Here is a 19,365-nt window from a genome sequence, read left to right as displayed (position 1 = left end):
ACGCCTTATGACCATCAGCGATGCACAGCACCGACTGCTCCTGGACAACCTGACCACGGCCACGCTCTTGCTCAATGCCGAGTTGCGCCTGGAGTACATGAACCCTGCCGCCGAAATGCTGCTGGCGGTCAGTGGTCAGCGCAGTCACGGCCAGTTCATCAGCGAGCTGTTCACCGAGTCGGTCGAAGCGCTCAACTCTCTGCGCCTGGCCGTGGAGCAGGCGCACCCGTTCACCAAGCGCGAAGCGCAACTGACCTCGCTGACCGGCCAGAGCATCACCGTCGACTACGCCGTGACGCCGATCCTGCACCAGGGCCAGACCCTGCTGCTGCTGGAGGTCCACCCCCGTGACCGCCTGCTACGTATCACCAAGGAAGAAGCCCAGCTAAGCAAGCAGGAAACCACCAAGCTGCTGGTACGCGGCCTGGCTCACGAAATCAAGAACCCCCTCGGCGGCATCCGTGGTGCGGCGCAACTGCTGGCCCGGGAGCTACCGCATGACGACCTTCGCGACTACACCAATGTGATCATCGAGGAGGCCGACCGCCTGCGAAACCTCGTCGACCGCATGCTCGGCTCCAACAAGCTGCCATCGCTGGCCATGACCAACATCCACGAAGTGCTGGAGCGGGTCTGCAGCCTGGTGGAAGCCGAAAGCCAGGGCGGCATCACGTTGGTGCGCGACTACGACCCGAGCCTGCCGGATGTGTTGGTCGACCGCGAACAGATGATCCAGGCGGTGCTCAACATCGTGCGCAACGCCATGCAAGCGATCGCCAGCCAGAACGACCTGCGCCTGGGCCGCATCACCCTGCGCAGCCGCGCGGTGCGCCAGTTCACCATTGGCCATGTGCGCCATCGCCTGGTAGCGCGGGTCGAGATCACCGACAACGGCCCGGGCATCCCTGCGCAACTGCAGGACACCCTCTTCTACCCCATGGTCAGCGGCCGCCCGGACGGCACCGGGCTGGGCCTGGCCATCACTCAGAACATCATCAGCCAGCACCAGGGCCTGATCGAATGTGACAGCCACCCCGGCCACACCACCTTCTCGATCTACCTGCCCCTGGAACAAGGAGCCACCGCCTCATGAGCCGAAGTGAAACCGTCTGGATCGTCGATGATGATCGCTCCATCCGCTGGGTCCTGGAAAAAGCCCTGCAGCAAGAAGGCATGACCACCCAGAGCTTCGACAGCGCCGATGGCGTCATGGGCCGCCTGGCCCGCCAGCAACCGGACGTGATCATCTCCGACATTCGCATGCCCGGCACCAGCGGCCTGGACCTGCTTGCACAGATCCGCGAGCAGCACCCACGCCTGCCGGTCATCATCATGACCGCCCATTCGGACCTGGACAGCGCCGTCGCCTCCTACCAAGGCGGCGCCTTTGAATACCTGCCCAAGCCGTTCGACGTGGACGATGCGGTCTCGCTGGTCAAGCGCGCCAATCAGCACGCCCAGGAGCAACAAGCACTCGACGTGCCGACAAGCCTGGCCCGCACGCCGGAAATCATCGGCGAGGCGCCGGCGATGCAGGAGGTGTTCCGCGCGATCGGTCGCCTCAGCCATTCCAACATCACCGTGCTGATCAACGGCGAGTCCGGTACCGGCAAGGAGTTGGTGGCCCACGCCCTGCACCGCCACAGCCCACGGGCGGCATCCCCCTTCATTGCTCTGAACATGGCGGCCATTCCGAAGGATTTGATGGAATCCGAACTGTTCGGCCACGAGAAAGGCGCCTTCACCGGGGCCGCCAACCTGCGCCGCGGCCGCTTCGAGCAGGCCGACGGCGGTACGTTGTTTCTCGACGAGATCGGCGACATGCCCGCCGACACCCAGACCCGCCTGCTGCGCGTCCTGGCCGACGGCGAGTTCTACCGAGTGGGTGGTCATGTGCCGGTCAAGGTGGACGTACGCATCATCGCCGCGACCCACCAGAACCTGGAGTCGCTGGTGCAAGCCGGCAAGTTTCGCGAAGACTTGTTCCACCGCCTGAACGTGATCCGCATCCATATTCCGCGCCTGGCCGATCGGCGCGAAGACATCCCTGCCCTGGCGCGGCACTTCCTTGGCCGCGCCGCCAAGGAACTGGCCGTCGAGCCCAAGCTGCTCAAGCCGGAAACCGAAGAGTTCATGCGCAATCTGCCCTGGCCGGGCAACGTCCGCCAGTTGGAGAACACCTGCCGCTGGATCACCGTCATGGCCTCCAGCCGCGAAGTGCTGATCGGCGACCTGCCACCGGAGTTGCTCAACCTGCCGCAGGACTCGGCGCCGGTCACCAACTGGGAACAGGCCCTGCGCCAGTGGGCCGACCAGGCCCTGGCCCGCGGCCAGTCGAACCTGCTCGACAGCGCCGTGCCGAGCTTCGAGCGCATCATGATCGAGACCGCCCTCAAGCACACCGCAGGCCGCCGCCGGGATGCCGCCGTACTGCTGGGCTGGGGACGCAATACCCTGACACGCAAGATCAAGGAGCTGGGGATGCGCGTCGACGGCGGGGATGAGGAGGATGGCGACGATCATTGATCCTCGCTGAAACCGCGATTCTTGGGGCTGCTTTGCAGCCCATCGCAGGCTGTCGCCAACGCCCACAGGTTTTATGCCTCCCTTGCGCTGGCGACGGGCCGCAACGCAGCCCTAAAAGCCCCCTGCACCGATCCTGTGCCCTCTGCACCGCGCCGAGGCACAAAACCTCGAAAAATCCCGCCAAAACCGCTCAAAACCCAGCGTTTCCGGACATCCCGAAACTGGCACGGCTTCTGCAATAAGACAGATATCTCCAGTTTCGGGGACCTCGGTACAGGCAGGCCGGGATATCCCCTCTTTTATTCGTGCAGCCTCACCTGCACCCGCCAGCGCCCAGCGTCCTGTGCACCGCTCCATTCGCCGCGCAGAGGGCGCGCGGCGACCACCGTCAGTAACAAACCTTCCTCGCTGTTCTGTAACCGCCAGCCAGCCGGCTTTCCTTGCACCTGCAACTGGCCTCGCTGGGGTTGGCCCTCGGCCTGGAACACCAAGGCCACGGTGCCCTGCACCGTCTCGCCGTGCAGCTTGGGTTCGTCGTTGAACCACAAATCCAGACCGTCCTGCACCACTTCCACCTGTTCCAGCACCCGCTCCTCGGGCGCAGTCAGGCGTCCGATCATCAACCCCACCATCATGCCGACGATTGCCAGGGACAACAGCACCCGCGGCCAAGCCTTCGAACGCAGGTCGGGTTCGAGGGTAGAATGCTCGTCATCTTCACGCCTGGAGCCGTGCATGTTTCACGTCATCCTCTTTCAACCAGAGATTCCGCCGAATACCGGCAACATTATCCGCCTCTGCGCCAACAGCGGCTGCGCCCTGCACCTGATCGAGCCGCTGGGCTTCGAGCTGGACGACAAGCGCTTGCGCCGGGCAGGGCTGGATTACCACGAGTATGCCACGCTCAAGCGCTACCAGAGCCTGGCTGACTGCCTGGAGAGCCTCGGCCAGCCGCGACTGTTCGCCTTTACCACCAAAGGCTCGCATGCCTTCCATGAGGTCGATTACCAGCCGGGCGACGCCTTCCTGTTCGGACCTGAGAGCCGGGGCTTGCCAACCGAGGTGCTGGACAGCCTGCCTGCGCAGCAACGCCTGCGCCTGCCCATGCGGCCCGGCTGCCGTAGCCTGAACCTGTCCAACACCGTGGCGGTAACCGTCTATGAGGCGTGGCGTCAGCAGGGTTTTGCCGGCAGTTGATGCACTGCCTGTTCGCAGCTGGTTTACCCGCGAACAGGGCCTCATGGACAAAAAAAGGGCGACCGAAGTCGCCCTTTGTATCTGTTGCAGCGATTACTGCATGGTCGGCGCTTCGCCGGCTTCCTGCATGCGTTGCATTTCCTGCGCGTACAAGGCATCGAAGTTGACCGGGGAGAGCATCAGCGCCGGGAACGAACCACGGGTCACCAGGCTGTCCAGGGTCTCGCGAGCATACGGGAACAGAATGTTCGGGCAGAACGCACCGAGGGTATGGCTCATGGAGGCCGCGTCGAGGTTCTTGATCAGGAAGATACCGGCCTGTTGCACTTCGGCGATGAAGGCCACTTCTTCACCGTTCTTGACGGTCACCGACAGGGTCAGTACCACTTCGTGGAAATCGCTTTCCAGGGCTTTCTGACGGGTGTTGAGGTCCAGCGAGACGCTCGGTTCCCACTGTTGGCGGAAGATCTGCGGGCTCTTCGGCGCCTCGAAGGACAGGTCACGCACGTAGATGCGTTGCAGGGAGAATTGCGGGGAATTGTCGTCGGCGGCGCCGTTGTTCTGCTGGTCAGTCATGGCAGATCTTTTCCTAATGGTTATGTACGAGCTGTGATTCAGGCCTCGAGCAGGGCATCGAGCTTGCCCGCCCGCTCCAGTGCATAGAGGTCATCGCATCCGCCAACGTGGGTGGTGCCGATCCAGATCTGCGGTACCGAGGTGCGGCCCGCCTTCTGGCTCATCTCGGCGCGCACCTGCGGCTTGCCGTCGACCTTGATTTCCTCGAAGGCCACGCCCTTGCTCTCGAGCAGGTACTTGGCACGCATGCAATAGGGGCAATAGTCGCTGGAGTAGACGATGACAGGCTTCATGATCACTTCACCAGGGGCAGGTTATCGGCTTTCCAGCTGGAAACGCCACCGCTGAGCTTGGCGGCAGTGTAACCAGCCTTGAGCAGCTCGCGGCAGATGGTGCCGGACTGCTGGCCCATGCTGTCCACAACGATCAGGGTCTTGCCCTTGTGCTTGTCCAGCTCGGCCATACGGTTGACCAGTTTGTCCTGCGGGATGTTCAGGGCGCCGACGATGTGGCCCGACGAGTATTCCTTGCTCGGACGGATGTCGATCACCACGCCTTTGTCGGCGTTGACCAGCGCGGTCAGTTGGCCGTTGCTCAGGCTCTGGCCGCCGCGGCGGATTTCGTTGATGAGCAGCAGGACCAGCAGAACAACGAAGATCGCCACCAGGATGTAGTGGTTTGTCGCAAATTGAATCAGGTTAGCAACCATCTGAGGGTGTTCCACGCGATTGAAAATGCCGGCCAGTATACACAGCCCCCCAGGCCCGCCAAAGCCCGGCAGGCCCGCTGGAAAATCGCCCGCATCGACAGCCTGTCGGGCATTGCCCGTTCATTTGGAGGAAATTGGCCGCCGCTGGCCGATTTGCCCTAAAATGCGTGTCTTTATCATCTTGCAACCGTGAGTAGGATTGATGACGAACACGCCAAAACCCTTGGTCCTGATTATCCTGGATGGTTTCGGGCATAGCGAAAGCCCCGAGTACAACGCCATCTTCGCCGCCAATACCCCGGTCTACGATCGCCTGCGCGCCAGCCAGCCCAACGGGTTGATCTCCGGTTCCGGCATGGATGTCGGCCTGCCTGACGGCCAGATGGGCAACTCCGAGGTCGGTCACATGAACCTCGGTGCCGGGCGAGTGGTGTACCAGGACTTCACCCGGGTCACCAAGGCCATCCGCGATGGCGAGTTCTTCAGCAACCCGGTGCTCACCGGCGCGGTGGACAAGGCCGTGGGCGCCGGCAAGGCCGTGCACATTCTCGGCCTGCTGTCCGACGGTGGCGTACACAGCCACCAGGATCACCTCATCGCGATGGCCGAACTGGCCGCGCAGCGTGGCGCCGACAAGATCTACCTGCACGCCTTCCTCGATGGCCGCGACACCCCGCCGCGCAGCGCGCAGTCGTCCATCGAACTGCTCGATACCACCTTCGCCAAGCTGGGCAAGGGCCGCATCGCCAGCCTCATCGGTCGCTACTACGCCATGGACCGCGACAACCGCTGGGACCGCGTCAGCGCCGCCTACAACCTGATTGTCGACAGCGTCGCCGACCACACCGCGCCATCGGCCCTGGCCGGCCTGGAAGCGGCCTACGCCCGTGACGAGAGCGACGAGTTCGTCAAAGCCACCCGCATCGGTGAAGCCGTCAAGGTCGAGGACGGCGATGCCGTCATCTTCATGAACTTCCGCGCCGACCGTGCCCGCGAGCTGTCCCGCGCATTCGTCGAGACAGACTTCAACGAGTTCCCCCGCGCCCGCCTGCCCAAGTTGGCCGCCTACATTGGCCTGACCCAGTACTCGGCCAAGATCCCGGCCCCGGCCGCGTTCGCCCCAGCCAGCCTGGACAATGTGCTCGGCGAGTACCTGGCCAAGAAGGGCAAGACCCAACTGCGCATCGCCGAGACCGAGAAGTACGCCCACGTCACCTTCTTCTTCTCGGGGGGTCGTGAGGAGCCGTTCGAAGGCGAGGAACGCATCCTGATCCCATCGCCGAAGGTCGCCACCTACGACCTGCAGCCGGAAATGAGCGCACCGGAAGTCACCGACCGTATCGTCGAGGCCATCGAGCAACAGCGCTATGACGTGATCGTGGTCAACTACGCCAACGGCGACATGGTCGGCCACACCGGCGTGTTCGAAGCCGCGGTCAAGGCGGTCGAGGCGCTGGACGGCTGCGTTGGGCGTATCGTCCAGGCACTGGACAAGGTGGGCGGCGAAGCGCTGATCACCGCCGACCATGGCAACGTCGAGCAGATGGAAGATGCCTGCACTGGCCAGGCACACACGGCCCATACCACCGAGCCTGTGCCGTTCATCTATGTCGGCAAGCGCAACCTCAAGGTTCGCGAAGGCGGCGTGCTGGCGGACGTGGCGCCGACCATGCTCAAGCTGCTGGGCCTGGAAAAGCCTGCCGAAATGACCGGCACGTCGATCCTCGTCGAGGAGTGATCGACCAGTCACAAGCCAAAAGCCTCAAGCAGCAAGAAAAAAGCGGGCCGGTGCTCGCTGTTTCTTGCCGCTTGCAGCTTGAAGCTGACCGCTGACACTGCGAGGCGTTTTTTTTGCAGGCCCAGGCGGGCATACTAGGCCAGTCTCCATCCTTGGTACGCCCAACCCCATGCTTCGCGCCCTGATCCTACTCGCCTTGTCCTGCCTGCTCAGCCCGGCCTTTGCCGACGAGCGCGTGCAGACCCAGCAACAACTGGAAGCCACCCGCCAGGACATCGCCGAGCTGAAGAAGATGCTGGGCAAGCTCCAGGAGGAAAAGTCCGGCGTGCAGAAAGACCTCAAGTCCACCGAAACCGAAATCGGCGACCTGGAAAAGCAGGTGGAGGCTCTGCAACAAGAACTAAAAAAGACCGAGGGCGAGCTGGAGCGCCTTGATACCGAGAAAAAAAAACTCCAGAGCGCCCGCGTTGAACAACAGCGACTGATCGCCATCCAGGCCCGCTCCGCCTACCAGAGCGGTCGTGAGGAATACCTCAAGCTGCTGCTCAACCAGCAGAACCCCGAGAAATTCGCTCGCACCCTCACCTATTACGACTACCTGAGCAAGGCGCGCCTGGAGCAACTGCGCGCCTTCAACGAGACCCTGCGCCAGCTGGCCAATGTCGAGCAGGACATCAACAGCCAGCAGGCACAATTGCTGGCCCAGCGCGGCAACCTCGACAGCCGCCGCCAAGAGCTCGAGGCCGTGCGCAACGAGCGCCGGCAAGTCCTGGCCAAGCTCAACACCGACATGCAGGCCCGCGATCAGAAACTGCAGGCCCGCCAGCAGGATCAGGCCGACCTGACCAAGGTCCTCAAGACCATCGAGGAAACCCTGGCCCGCCAGGCCCGCGAAGCCGAAGAGGCCCGCAAGAAAGCCTTGCTGGCCCAGCAGCAGGCCGAAGAGCAGCGCCGCCAGCAGCAGGCCCTCGCTGCCAATGAAGAAGAAGCCCCGAAAAAAGCCCGCACCACCCTCGGCCCCCTCGTCTCCAGCGATGGCGCAAGCTACGGCGGCGCTTTTTCTGCCGCCCGCGGAAAACTTCCCTGGCCGGTCAATGGTCGATTGCTGGCACGCTTCGGCGATGCACGCGGTGGCGATGACCGGGCCAAGTGGGACGGTGTGATGATCGGCGCCAACCCGGGCACCCAGGTGCGCGCCGTACACGGCGGGCGCGTGGTGTTCGCCGACTGGTTGCGTGGCGCTGGACTTCTGGTCATTCTCGACCATGGTAATGGTTACCTGAGCCTGTACGGCCACAACCAGAGCCTGCTCAAGCGCGCCGGCGACATCGTCAAGGCCGGAGAGGCCATTTCCACCGTTGGCGACAGTGGTGGACAGGACAGCTCGGGCCTGTATTTCGCCATTCGCCAGCAGGGTCGCCCCACAGACCCTTCGCAGTGGTGCCGCGGTTAGTCACCTTTTTTACGGCATAGCCACAGCTGCGCCGATGCTCCTTCGAGGGAGCACCAACAGGATCAGGAGTTCGTTCGACATGCTGCACTCGTCTCGCCTCACCCAGCTGGCCCTGACCATCGCCCTGGTGGTCGGCGCGCCCCTGGCTTCCGCCGCTGAGCCGGCCGCACCGGCCAATCGCGCGACGGTACCGGCCACCGAGGTGACCGCCAAGGCGCCACTACCGCTGGATGAGCTGCGCACCTTCGCCGAGGTCCTTGATCGCATCAAGGCCGCCTACGTCGAGCCGGTGGACGACAAGACCCTGCTGGAAAACGCCATCAAGGGCATGCTGAGCAACCTCGACCCTCACTCGGCCTATCTGGGGCCAGAGGACTTCCAGGAGCTGCAGGAAAGCACCAGCGGCGAGTTCGGCGGCCTGGGGATCGAAGTGGGCATGGAGGACGGCTTCGTCAAGGTAGTCTCGCCGATCGACGACACCCCGGCCTCGCGCGCCGGCATCGAGGCGGGCGATCTGATCGTCAAGATCAACGGTGCCCCGACCCGCGGCCAGACCATGACCGAAGCCGTGGACAAGATGCGCGGCAAGGTGGGCGAGAAGATCACCCTGACCCTGGTCCGCGACGGCGGCACGCCCTTCGACGTGACCCTCGCCCGCGCGGTGATCCAGGTCAAGAGCGTCAAGAGTCAGCTGCTGGAGAACGACTACGGCTACATCCGTATCACCCAGTTCCAGGTCAAGACCGGCGAGGAAGTCGGCAAGGCACTGGCCAAGCTGCGCAAGGACAACGGCAAGAAACTGCGCGGCGTGGTCCTGGACCTGCGCAACAACCCCGGCGGCGTGCTGCAATCGGCGGTGGAAGTGGCCGACCACTTCCTCACCAAAGGCCTGATCGTCTACACCAAGGGACGCATCGCCAACTCCGAGCTGCGCTTCTCCGCCGACCGTGCCGACGCCAGCGAAGGCGTGCCACTGGTGGTACTGATCAACGGCGGCAGCGCCTCGGCTTCGGAGATCGTCGCTGGCGCCCTGCAGGACCAGAAGCGCGCAGTGCTGATGGGCACCGACAGCTTCGGCAAGGGCTCGGTGCAGACCGTGCTGCCGCTGAACAACGACCGTGCGCTCAAGCTCACCACCGCGCTGTACTTCACGCCCAACGGCCGCTCGATCCAGGCCCAGGGCATTGTCCCGGACATCGAGGTACGCCCAGCCAAGCTCACCGCCGAAGCGGACACCGAGAACTTCAAGGAAGCCGACCTGCAGGGCCACCTGGGCAACGGCAACGGCGGTGCCGACCGTCCTACTGGCAGCAGCAAGCGCAAGGAGCGGCCGCAGGATGGTGACTTCCAGCTCAGCCAAGCCCTCAGCCTGCTCAAAGGCCTGAACATCACCAAGGGCGACTGACCCGTCTCATGCGTTACCTGCTGTTGACGCTGTTCTGCCTGTTGGCCGGCACCGCCCATGCGGCGCCGGCCAAGGCCTACATGAGCATCATCATCGACGACCTGGGCCAGAGCAGCGAGCGCGACAGCCGTACCCTCGCCCTGCCGGGCCCGATCACGATGGCGATCATGCCCGATACGCCCCATGCCACCGACTTCGCCCGCCAGGCCCACAAAGCCGGGCGCACGGTGATCCTGCACATGCCCATGGACCCTGCCACCGGCCCGTACGCCTGGCACCCAGGCACCCCTATCGAAGAGCTCGCCCGCCGCCTGGATGCCGCCTTGGCCAAAGTGCCCTTCGCCGCTGGCATCAACAACCACATGGGCAGCCGCATGACCTCCCAGGCCGAGCCCATGGCCTGGCTGATGGGAGAGTTGCAGCGGCGTCACCTCTTCTTCGTCGACAGCCGCACCAGTGCCGCCACCGTGGCCGCGGCCAAGGCCCAGGCCCTTGGGCTGGCGCATGTCTCGCGAGACGTCTTCCTGGACGATACCCGCACCACCGAGGCCATCTCCGCGCAGCTGCAGCAGGGCGTGGCCCTGGCCCGTAGACAAGGCTCGGCGGTGCTCATCGGCCATCCCTACCCTCAGACCCTGGACGTGCTGGAACGAGAACTTCCCCGACTCAAGCAGCAGGGCATAGAGCTGATCGGCCTTCACCAGATGATCGCCGAACGGAGCAACCAGGCCATGCCCGCACATGGCAAGCATGGCCGTTACAGCAACCGCTGAAGCCATCATGCTTCACTAAAGATGTACCGCGCTGCACCCTCTTTCAGCACGCACAGTGCCCCTCCTACATAAACAAGGAGGGTCACCATGCTCGCACGACATTCGATCTGCCTAGGGCTGGCATTCACCTGGATTGCCTCGCCTGCCTTGGCCGGCTCAGCGCCCGGAATGCAGGCCTGGCACTCTGCGCGGATACTCTGGCCAACGTCTGTTCCCGATCCGGACATGACCCTCGAGCGCCTCGACAACGGCGACATGAAGGTCACCTGGAAGATCGCCCCGCCGGACCTTCAGTGCTACCGGATCAAGCACGGCCCACCCGAGGCCCTCGACTGCAACGAGCCGGCTGGCTACGAAATGCTTCGTCATGCCAGCCAGGAATTCAGATGGCAGGACTTGCCCCTGAAGCTCTGCACCAAAGCCGAAGACATCGCCAAGCACCACTCGGCGCCGCGCGAAGACCTGTTGCTCCTGCAGGCCCCCTGAAACGACAAAGGCCCGACTCTCGCGAGTCGGGCCTTTGTCGTGACAAGCTCAGGCGCTATCAGCTATAGACACGCCCCAGCAACTGGCGGTGGCTTTCGAACTGATCCAGCACGTCGCGCACGATCTGCTCCGGCGTGAAGCCCATCAGGTCGTATTCCTGGCTGCCATCATGCAGGTAGACCTCAGCGCGGTAGAAACGCTGACGCACTTCCGCCTCACCTTCTGCCGCTGCCTCGTTCGGCGCGGCCTGGTAGCCATCCAGGCTCACTTCGTAGACGAAGGGGTTGCCCTCTTCCATCATCACGCGCAGGCCCATCAGCGAGCGGGAGTGACCGGCACGCGCCTCGACATCGAAGCCCTGGGTACGCATCTGCGCAGCAGCTTCCTTGAGCGCCGGGCTGACGTACTTGTCCATGAAGCGCTGGACCACGGCCTGGCTCGGCTGCAAGTCCATCTGGCTCAGACGCTCGCTGAAGCCACGACGGCCACGGGCAGCCAGTTCGGCACGCTCCTGCTCGACCGCAACGTCCTGCTTCATGGCCTTGTACAGGCCGAACATGAACAGCACCAGCACCACCGAGAACGGCAGGCCAGCCAGTACCACCATGGTCTGCATGGCTTCGAAGTTACCGGCGAACAGCAGGCCGATGGTCACCAGGGTAATGACGACGGACCAGAACACCACCATCCAGTGCGGGGCGTCTTCGTCCACCTTGCCGCCTTTGCACGACAGGTTGGCCATCATCACCGCGCCGGAGTCGGCCGGGGTGAGGAACAGCACGAAGCCGACGAATACCGCCACACCAATGACGAACTTGGCTGCCGGGAAGAACTCCAGCAACTGGTAGATCGACATCGACGGCTGTTCCAACGCGGTCTTGCCCAACTCCACGGCGCCCTGGTTGACCACCAGGTCCAGCGCGGTATTGCCGAAGATCGACAGCCACGCCAGGGTGAAGCCCAGCGGGATCAACAGCACGCCGCTGACCAGCTGGCGCACGGTACGGCCCTTGGAGATACGGGCAATGAACATACCGACGAATGGGCCCCAGGAGATCCACCAGGCCCAGTAGAACACGGTCCACAGGCCCAGCCAGCGCTCGGACTTGGCGCCGTCGCCTTCATAGACGTACAGGTCGAACGTCTTGAGCACGATGCCGTTGAGGTAGTCACCGATGTTCTGCACGAAGCCATTGAGCAGGTGCAGGGTGTTGCCGCCCAGCAGGACGAAGATCAGCAGGCCGCTGAACAGCATGATGTTCAGGTTGGACAGACGACGGATGCCGTTTTCCACGCCCGACACCGCTGCCACGGTCGCCACGCCGGCCATGACCAGGATCACCGCCAGCAGGTTGGTCTTGCTGTGGTCGATACCGAACAGGTACTCGAGGCCCGACGCCACCTGCATCGAACCGATACCCAGGTTGGTCACCAGGCCCAGCAGGGTAACGAACATGCCGAAGATGTCGACGGCATTGCCTGCAGCGCCCTTGACCCAGCGCTCACCGACCAGCGGGTACAGAGCCGAACGCAGGGCCAACGGCTGGTTGTGGCGATAGGCGAAGTAACCCACGGCCAGGCCAACCAGGGCGTAGATCGCCCAGCCATGCAGGCCCCAGTGCAGGAAGGTCAACTGCAGCGCCTGGCGCGCGGCTTCATGACTCGCGGCGGCACCTTCTGGCGGGTTGAAATAGTGGTCCAGCGGCTCGGAGGCGCCGAAGTACAGCAGCGAGATACCGATACCGGAGGAGAACAGCATGCCGGCCCAGGCGCCGTAGCTGAAATCAGGTTGGTCATCCTTGCCGCCAAGCTTGAGCTTGCCGAAGTCGGAGAAGGCCAGATAGACGACGAACAGCAGGTATCCGCAGATCACCAGCATGTAGTACCAACCGAAGGTACGGGTCAGCCAGGCCTGCGCCACGCTCAGCACACGGCCGGCGGTTTCAGGGACAGCGATAAGCAGGGCGGTCAACACGAGGACCAGCAGCGCGGAGGTATAGAACACAACGCGGTTGACCCGTACCCGTTCGGCGGGAGGGTTGGTTAGGGAGGCAGAACTCATTGCACGAATGCTCCGGGCAGTGCGGGAGTGGAGGCTAATCAGTCTTCCCGAGCAAATGGTGCAATAGCCCCACAGCATCAGGTGTTATAAAAGCACCTAGGAAATCGCGATCCCGAATCGAATCGTTGCAAAAAAAAACAGATCCAAGCCCGCTCCAGTGGCTGCCCTCGCGGCCCATGACCGCTCGGCGGAATCTGCATTTCGCATCGCTCTTGCCCGTCAACGCCTTGTATTCCGGGGGTTACGCGATTTCCTGGGGTGTCAATCCGTGCCTTCTCGACCAGCTGAAAAACTGTCAATGGCACAAATTGTCGCAGAGCTTATTCTTTATTGATTGAACGTTCAATCAAAACAAAATAGACTGGCCTTCGCCGAGGCAGCCGCTCGTCGTCTGCTCGCAGGCCTGAGGAGATATGCAACATGCCCAAGGTCGGTATGCAACCCATCCGCCGCCAGCAGTTGATCGAAGCCACGTTGCAGGCGGTCGATCAGGTGGGTCTGGGAGATGCCAGCATTGCGCTGATTGCCCGTTTGGCCGGCGTGTCGAACGGCATCATCAGTCACTACTTTCGGGACAAGAACGGCCTGATCGCAGCGACGATGGGTTACATCATGAGCATGCTCAACGAAGGCGTTGCGGCGCGTCGCCAGGCACTGACGGATGACAGCCCGCGCGCCCACCTGAAAGTGATCATCGAGGGCAACTTCGATGCGAGCCAGGTGAACGGCCCGGCAATGAAAACCTGGTTGGCCTTCTGGGCCTCCAGCATGCACCAGCCAGACCTGCACAGGTTGCAGCGGATCAACGACCACCGCTTGTATTCCAACCTGTGCTGCCAGTTCCGCCGCGTCCTGCCGCTCTACCATGCGCGCAAGGCTGCCCGCGGGCTGGCGGCCCTGATCGATGGCCTGTGGCTGCGTGGCGCGCTGTCCGGTGATGCATTCGACACCGACCAGGCAATACGGATTGCTTACGAATACATGGATCTACAACTGGCTAAACAGCAGAGTCTGGACACTACCGACCAGGCCTCTGAACAACCGCGCGCGGCGATTGCCAACCAGGCAGGAGCGTGACGCGGTAGCCAACCACACACTGCACTTGCGAGGACACTATGGCCCGTTTCGGAACGCAAAAACTCTACATTGATGGTGGTTACGTCGACGCTAGCACCGACGCCACTTTCGAAGCCATCAACCCGGCCACCGGCGAAGTCCTCGCCCACGTGCAACGTGCCACCCAGGCTGACGTCGAGCGCGCCGTCGAAAGCGCCGAGCGCGGCCAGAAAGTCTGGGCCGCAATGACCGCCATGCAGCGTTCGCGCATCCTGCGCCGCGCCGTCGAGATTTTGCGCGAGCGCAACGACGAGCTGGCCATGCTGGAAACCCTGGACACCGGCAAGTCCTACTCCGAAACCCGTTACGTCGACATCGTCACCGGCGCCGACGTCCTGGAATACTACGCAGGCCTGGTTCCTGCCATCGAAGGCGAGCAGATCCCGCTGCGCGAGAGCTCCTTCGTCTACACCCGCCGCGAGCCGCTGGGCGTGACCGCCGGTATCGGTGCCTGGAACTACCCGATCCAGATCGCCCTGTGGAAATCCGCCCCGGCCCTGGCCGCCGGCAACGCCATGATCTTCAAGCCTTCGGAAGTCACCTCGCTGACCACCCTGAAGCTGGCCGAGATCTACACCGAAGCCGGCCTGCCGGACGGCGTGTTCAACGTCCTGACCGGCAGCGGCCGCGAAGTCGGCACCTGGCTGACCGAGCACCCGCGCATCGAGAAAGTCTCGTTCACCGGCGGCACCACCACCGGCAAGAAAGTCATGGCCAGCGCCTCGAGCTCCACGCTCAAGGAAGTCACCATGGAACTGGGCGGCAAGTCGCCGCTGATCATCTGCGACGACGCCGACCTGGACAAGGCCGCCGACATCGCCATGATGGCCAACTTCTACAGCTCCGGTCAGGTCTGCACCAACGGCACCCGCGTATTCATCCCGTCGTCGATGAAAGCGGCCTTCGAGGCCAAGATCGCCGAGCGCGTCGCCCGCATCCGTGCCGGCAACCCGGAAGACGAGAACACCAACTTCGGTCCGCTGGTCAGCTTCGCGCACATGGAAAGCGTCCTGGGCTACATCGCCAAGGGCAAGGAAGAAGGTGCCCGCGTCCTGTGCGGCGGCGAGCGTCTGATGGCCGGTGACTTCGCCAAGGGCGCGTTCGTTGCCCCGACCGTCTTCACCGACTGCACCGACGACATGACCATCGTCAAGGAAGAGATCTTCGGCCCGGTCATGAGCATCCTGACCTACGAAACCGAAGAAGAAGTCATCCGTCGTGCCAACGACACCGAGTACGGCCTGGCCGCCGGCGTCTGCACCAACGACATCAGCCGTGCCCACCGCATCATCCACAAGCTCGAAGCAGGCATCTGCTGGATCAACGCCTGGGGCGAGTCGCCGGCCGAAATGCCGGTCGGCGGTTACAAGCAGTCGGGCGTCGGCCGTGAGAACGGTGTCAGCTCGCTGGCCCAGTACACTCGCATCAAGTCGGTCCAGGTCGAGCTGGGCGGCTACAACTCGGTCTTCTGACCGACAGCCGCACGTCGCTAGCGCCAAGCTGCAAGAAAGAGCCGGTCGGTGTCTCACCACCGGCCCTTGCAGACCCCATCCATTCGCGAGCTTCGCACGACTGCTTTTCCTTGCAGCTTGTCACTAGAAGCTTGCCGCTGCATTTCGGAGAAATGCCATGGAATACGATTACATCATCGTCGGAGCAGGCTCCGCCGGTAACACCCTGGCCACTCGCCTGACCGAAGACGCCGGCGTCACCGTCCTGCTGCTCGAAGCCGGCGGCCCGGACTACCGTTTCGACTTCCGCACCCAAATGCCAGCCGCCCTGGCCTTCCCGCTGCAGGGTCGTCGCTACAACTGGGCGTACGAGACCGATCCTGAGCCGCACATGGACGGCCGCCGCATGGAATGTGGCCGTGGCAAGGGCCTGGGTGGCTCTTCGCTGATCAACGGCATGTGCTACATCCGCGGCAACGCGATGGACTTCGACGGCTGGGCGAAACTGCCAGGCCTGGAAGACTGGACCTACCTGGACTGCCTGCCGTACTTCCGCAAGGCCGAAACCCGCGACATCGGCCCGAACGACTACCACGGCGGTGAAGGCCCGGTCAGCGTGACCACGCCTAAAGCCGGCAACAACCCACTGTTCCACGCCATGGTCGAAGCCGGCGTGCAGGCGGGTTACCCGCGTACCGAAGACCTCAACGGCTACCAGCAGGAAGGCTTCGGTCCGATGGACCGTACCGTGACCAAGAATGGTCGTCGCTCCAGCACCGCACGCGGCTACCTGGACCAGGCCAAGAAGCGTCCGAACCTGACCATCGTCACCCACGCCCTGACCGACCGCGTGCTGTTCGACGGCAAACGTGCCATCGGTGTGACCTACCTGGTCGGCGACAGCGAAGAGCGCGTCGAAGCCCGCGCCCGCAAGGAAGTCATCGTCAGCTCCGGCGCCATCGCCTCGCCGCAGTTGCTGCAACGCTCCGGCGTCGGTCCGCGCGAACTGCTCGAAAGCCTCGACATCCCGGTCGTCCACGACCTGCCGGGCGTCGGCGAGAACCTGCAGGACCACCTGGAGCTGTACCTGCAATACGCGTGCACCCAGCCGGTTTCGCTGTATCCGTCGCTGCTGTGGTGGAACCAGCCAGCCATTGGCGCCGAATGGATGTTCAACGGCACCGGCATCGGCGCCAGCAACCAGTTCGAGGCCGGCGGTTTCATCCGCACCCGTCCTGAGTTCGAATGGCCGAACATCCAGTACCACTTCCTGCCGGTGGCCATCAACTACAACGGCTCCAACGGCGTGAAGGAACACGGCTTCCAGGCCCACATGGGTTCGATGCGTTCGCCTAGCCGTGGCCGCATCAAGCTGAAGTCCAAGGATCCGCGCCAGCACCCAAGCATCCTGTTCAACTACATGGCCACCGAGCAGGACTGGCAGGAGTTCCGCGACGGCATCCGCCTGACCCGCGAGATCATGGCCCAGCCGGCGCTGGACCCGTACCGTGGTCGCGAGATCAGCCCGGGCGCCCACGTGCAGACCGACGAGGAACTGGACAAGTTCATCCGCGAGCACGCCGAAACCGCCTTCCACCCGTCCTGCTCGTGCAAGATGGGCACCGACGACATGGCGGTGGTCGATGGCGAAGGCCGCGTGCATGGCATGCAGGGCCTGCGTGTGGTCGACGCCTCGATCATGCCGATCATCATCACCGGCAACCTCAACGCCACCACGATCATGATCGCCGAGAAAATCTCGGACAAGATCCGTGGCCGCAAGCCGCTGCCGCGCAGCACCGCCAAGTACTACGTGGCCAATGGCGCACCGGTCAAGGGCAAACCTATGCGTGAGGTCAAGCAGGGCTGAACCTGTTCGACGCTCCCCCAGGGATATCACCGCCCACAAGGGCAGCGCAGTACCTGTAGGAGCGGGCTTGTCCCGCGATAGCGTCCGTACTGGCAACACCGAAAAAGGCACCCTCCGGGGTGCCTTTTTCATTTTCAGAAACGCTTTACAGGCTGCCAATTCATCAGGTTAGAATCGATTGGCACGCGACCTGCTAGTCAACGCTATCAAGTCCTTTTTTCCCCGCGATGTACCGGAGTACTGCCTTTGGATGCGAGCACCATCAACAGCCTGTTTCTGATCGGCGCACTGCTGGTCGGGGCAAGTATCTTGGTCAGCTCGCTGTCATCGCGTCTTGGCATCCCTATCCTGGTCATCATCCTCGCCGTCGGCATGGTCGCTGGGGTCGATGGTGGCGGCATCATCTTCAACAACTATCCGACCGCCTACCTGGTGGGCAACCTGGCCTTGGCCGTGATCCTGCTGGACGGCGGCCTGCGCACCCGGGTGGCGAGCTTTCGCGTGGCGCTGTGGCCCGCGTTGTCGCTGGCCACGGTCGGCGTGCTGATCACTACCGGGCTGACCGGCATGGTCGCCGCCTGGCTGTTCGACCTGAGCCTCATCCAGGGCCTTCTGATCGGCGCCATCGTCGGCTCCACCGACGCCGCGGCGGTGTTCTCCCTGCTCGGTGGCAAGGGCCTGAACGAGCGGGTCACCGCGACGCTCGAGATCGAGTCGGGCAGCAACGACCCCATGGCGGTATTTCTCACCGTCACCCTGATCGACATGATCGCCAGCGGCCAGACAGGCCTGCACTGGAGCCTGCTGACCCACCTGGTGCGCGAGTTCGGCATCGGCAGCCTGCTGGGCCTGGGCGGCGGCTGGCTGATGTTGCAACTGGTCAATCGCATCAACCTGGCCGGCGGGCTGTATCCGATCCTGGTGATCGCCGGCGGCCTGGTGGTGTTCTCCCTGACCAACGCCCTGCACGGTAGCGGCTTCCTGGCGGTCTACCTATGTGGCCTGGTGCTGGGCAACCGCCCCATCCGCAGCCGCCACGGCATTTTGCACATGCTCGATGGCATGGCGTGGCTGGCGCAGATCGGCATGTTCCTGGTGCTGGGCCTGCTGGTCACGCCTCACGATCTGCTGCCGATCGCCTTGCCAGCGCTGGGCCTTGCGCTGTGGATGATCCTGTTCGCACGCCCCCTGTCGGTAGTGGCCAGCCTGCTGCCGTTCAAGGCCTTCCACGGCCGCGAGAAAGCCTTCATCAGCTGGGTTGGTCTGCGCGGCGCGGTGCCGATCATTCTTGCCGTGTTCCCGCTGATGGCGGGCCTGCCCGATGCCCAGCTGTTCTTCAACCTGGCCTTCTTCATCGTCCTGGTATCGCTGTTGGTGCAAGGCACCAGCCTGCCGTGGATGGCCAAGCTGTTGAAAGTCACCGTTCCGCCGGACCCGGCCCCGATTTCCCGCTCCGCCTTGGAGGTGCACATCACCAGCGAGTGGGAGCTGTTCGTCTATCGCCTGGGTGCTGAAAAATGGTGCATCGGCGCCGCCCTGCGCGAGCTGAAGATGCCCGAAGGCACCCGTATCGCCGCACTGTTCCGCGGCGAGCAACTGCTGCACCCCTCAGGCAGCACCGTGCTGGAAGTGGGCGACATGCTGTGTGTGATCGGCCACGAGCACAACCTGCCGGCGCTGGGCAAACTGTTCAGCCAGGCCCCACAGCGTGGCCTGGACCTGCGCTTCTTCGGCGACTTCGTGCTCGAAGGCGATGCCGAGCTCGGCGCGGTGGCGGCGCTTTATGGCCTGAAACTCGACGGATTGGACGCGAAAATGCCGCTGGCGCAGTTCATCCGACAGAAGGTCGGAGGCGCTCCAGTAGTGGGCGACCAGGTCGAATGGAACAGCACGATCTGGACCGTGGCGACCATGGACGGGAACAAGATCCAGAAAGTGGGCGTCAGATTCCCGGAAGGTACTCGACCCGGCCCTGGGTTGTTCCTCTAAACTTCGATTTGCCT

Annotated in this window: 17 protein-coding genes; 12 read left to right on the top strand and 5 right to left on the bottom strand. The window is 63.4% G+C overall.

Annotated features, from left to right (window positions below; translation table 11 throughout):
* The first annotated feature begins 7 nt into the window (after window positions 1-7).
* Both glnL and ntrC read left to right on the top strand, forming a co-directional pair.
* Window positions 8-1,093: a nitrogen regulation protein NR(II) gene (glnL, locus tag ABOA88_RS10415; protein WP_090343303.1), complete on the top strand. Its 1,086-nt coding sequence runs from the start codon at window positions 8-10 to the stop codon at window positions 1,091-1,093.
* Complete coding sequence (gene ntrC / locus ABOA88_RS10410) at window positions 1,090-2,526, top strand: nitrogen regulation protein NR(I) (RefSeq protein ID WP_043212552.1); 1,437 nt, start codon at window positions 1,090-1,092, stop codon at window positions 2,524-2,526. The genes glnL and ntrC overlap by 4 nt, the downstream gene beginning before the upstream one ends.
* Before the next feature lie 299 nt (window positions 2,527-2,825).
* Here ntrC and ABOA88_RS10405 read toward each other — a convergent pair whose 3' ends face one another.
* Complete coding sequence (locus ABOA88_RS10405) at window positions 2,826-3,263, bottom strand: hypothetical protein (RefSeq protein ID WP_196170929.1); 438 nt, start codon at window positions 3,261-3,263, stop codon at window positions 2,826-2,828.
* Between ABOA88_RS10405 and trmL the strand changes: the two genes are divergently transcribed.
* Window positions 3,262-3,723 (top strand): tRNA (uridine(34)/cytosine(34)/5-carboxymethylaminomethyluridine(34)-2'-O)-methyltransferase TrmL, encoded by a 462-nt coding sequence (trmL, locus tag ABOA88_RS10400; protein ID WP_043212548.1) that lies wholly within the window; start codon window positions 3,262-3,264, stop codon window positions 3,721-3,723. The genes ABOA88_RS10405 and trmL overlap by 2 nt on opposite strands.
* Window positions 3,724-3,816: 93 nt before the next feature.
* Here the strand turns inward: trmL and secB are convergent, their stop codons facing one another.
* From secB to ABOA88_RS10385, 3 genes are read right to left on the bottom strand one after another with little or no spacing between them, the layout of a single operon-like run.
* Entirely contained in the window at window positions 3,817-4,299 is a 483-nt protein-coding gene (gene secB, locus ABOA88_RS10395; protein ID WP_043212546.1) for a protein-export chaperone SecB, read from the bottom strand.
* 38 nt (window positions 4,300-4,337) lie between these two features.
* Window positions 4,338-4,592, bottom strand: a complete 255-nt coding sequence (gene grxC, locus ABOA88_RS10390; RefSeq protein ID WP_043212544.1) for a glutaredoxin 3 — start codon at window positions 4,590-4,592, stop codon at window positions 4,338-4,340.
* Between the two features lie 2 nt (window positions 4,593-4,594).
* Window positions 4,595-5,008 carry a rhodanese-like domain-containing protein gene (locus tag ABOA88_RS10385; RefSeq protein WP_043212541.1) on the bottom strand — a complete coding sequence of 138 codons (414 nt, stop codon included), beginning with the start codon at window positions 5,006-5,008 and terminating at the stop codon, window positions 4,595-4,597.
* 202 nt (window positions 5,009-5,210) lie between these two features.
* On the opposite strand from ABOA88_RS10385, the gene gpmI reads away from it, so the two are divergent.
* The 5 genes from gpmI to ABOA88_RS10360 all read left to right on the top strand — a co-directional run bounded on the left by gpmI (window position 5,211) and on the right by ABOA88_RS10360 (window position 10,863).
* Window positions 5,211-6,746 carry a 2,3-bisphosphoglycerate-independent phosphoglycerate mutase gene (gene gpmI, locus ABOA88_RS10380; RefSeq protein ID WP_196170931.1) on the top strand — a complete coding sequence of 512 codons (1,536 nt, stop codon included), beginning with the start codon at window positions 5,211-5,213 and terminating at the stop codon, window positions 6,744-6,746.
* Window positions 6,747-6,915: 169 nt separating this feature from the next.
* Entirely contained in the window at window positions 6,916-8,199 is a 1,284-nt protein-coding gene (locus ABOA88_RS10375) for a murein hydrolase activator EnvC family protein (protein ID WP_196170932.1), read from the top strand.
* 79 nt (window positions 8,200-8,278) lie between these two features.
* Window positions 8,279-9,604, top strand: a complete 1,326-nt coding sequence (locus ABOA88_RS10370) for a S41 family peptidase (RefSeq protein WP_196170933.1) — start codon at window positions 8,279-8,281, stop codon at window positions 9,602-9,604.
* An 8-nt stretch (window positions 9,605-9,612) separates the two neighbouring features.
* A complete protein-coding gene (locus ABOA88_RS10365; protein ID WP_070571687.1) occupies window positions 9,613-10,377 on the top strand; it encodes a divergent polysaccharide deacetylase family protein in 765 nt (254 codons plus the stop codon).
* Window positions 10,378-10,464: 87 nt separating this feature from the next.
* Entirely contained in the window at window positions 10,465-10,863 is a 399-nt protein-coding gene (locus tag ABOA88_RS10360; RefSeq protein ID WP_367851532.1) for a hypothetical protein, read from the top strand.
* 58 nt (window positions 10,864-10,921) lie between these two features.
* Here ABOA88_RS10360 and ABOA88_RS10355 read toward each other — a convergent pair whose 3' ends face one another.
* On the bottom strand, window positions 10,922-12,925 hold the full coding sequence (locus ABOA88_RS10355; RefSeq protein ID WP_437437090.1) for a BCCT family transporter: 2,004 nt from the start codon (window positions 12,923-12,925) through the stop codon (window positions 10,922-10,924).
* Between the two features lie 420 nt (window positions 12,926-13,345).
* Here ABOA88_RS10355 and betI point away from each other — a divergent pair, with 420 nt between their 5' ends.
* From betI to ABOA88_RS10335, 4 genes are all read left to right on the top strand, one after another.
* Window positions 13,346-14,002 (top strand): transcriptional regulator BetI, encoded by a 657-nt coding sequence (betI, locus tag ABOA88_RS10350; RefSeq protein ID WP_070571690.1) that lies wholly within the window; start codon window positions 13,346-13,348, stop codon window positions 14,000-14,002.
* Window positions 14,003-14,040: 38 nt separating this feature from the next.
* Window positions 14,041-15,513 carry a betaine-aldehyde dehydrogenase gene (gene betB, locus ABOA88_RS10345; protein WP_043212517.1) on the top strand — a complete coding sequence of 491 codons (1,473 nt, stop codon included), beginning with the start codon at window positions 14,041-14,043 and terminating at the stop codon, window positions 15,511-15,513.
* A 157-nt stretch (window positions 15,514-15,670) separates the two neighbouring features.
* A complete protein-coding gene (gene betA / locus ABOA88_RS10340) occupies window positions 15,671-17,362 on the top strand; it encodes a choline dehydrogenase (RefSeq protein ID WP_196170936.1) in 1,692 nt (563 codons plus the stop codon).
* A 246-nt stretch (window positions 17,363-17,608) separates the two neighbouring features.
* A complete protein-coding gene (locus tag ABOA88_RS10335; protein WP_043212513.1) occupies window positions 17,609-19,351 on the top strand; it encodes a potassium/proton antiporter in 1,743 nt (580 codons plus the stop codon).
* The last annotated feature ends 14 nt before the right edge of the window (window positions 19,352-19,365 follow it).

This window comes from Pseudomonas sp. PKS, from assembly GCF_051913525.1.
In the GTDB taxonomy this organism is placed as follows: Bacteria; Pseudomonadota; Gammaproteobacteria; order Pseudomonadales; family Pseudomonadaceae; genus Aquipseudomonas; species Aquipseudomonas guariconensis_D.
This window is presented reverse-complemented; position numbering and strand designations above follow the sequence as displayed.